The 251-nt window shown below is 41.0% G+C and carries 1 protein-coding gene; it reads left to right on the top strand.

Going from position 1 to position 251, the window contains the following annotated elements; all coding sequences use genetic code 11:
• The coding region (locus SB658_RS26035) for an MFS transporter (RefSeq protein ID WP_410603378.1) at positions 1 to 251 on the top strand (251 nt) is incomplete at both ends.

The following is a 251-nucleotide window of genomic DNA, read 5'->3' as shown; positions in this document are numbered from 1 at the left end:
ATTTAAATACGTTTTCATATGCGGCGCCTTCACTTTTAAAGGAATGGAACATATCCACTCATACTATCGCTTTTATTACATCTGTCTCCTATTTCGGAATGTTTATCGGCGCCTCTGCCGGAGGATGGTTTTCAGACCGTTTCGGAAGGAAAAAAGGTTTAATTCTGGTTGTCACCTTTTTCTCTTCCTTCTCCCTCCTCTCTTCTCTGGCTTGGAACCCAGAAATACTCGGTGTTTTTAGATTTTTTACG

The sequence above is a fragment of the Bacillus sp. SIMBA_008 genome, assembly GCF_046535495.1.
Classification (GTDB): Bacteria; Bacillota; Bacilli; order Bacillales; family Bacillaceae; genus Bacillus; species Bacillus subtilis.
This window is presented reverse-complemented; position numbering and strand designations above follow the sequence as displayed.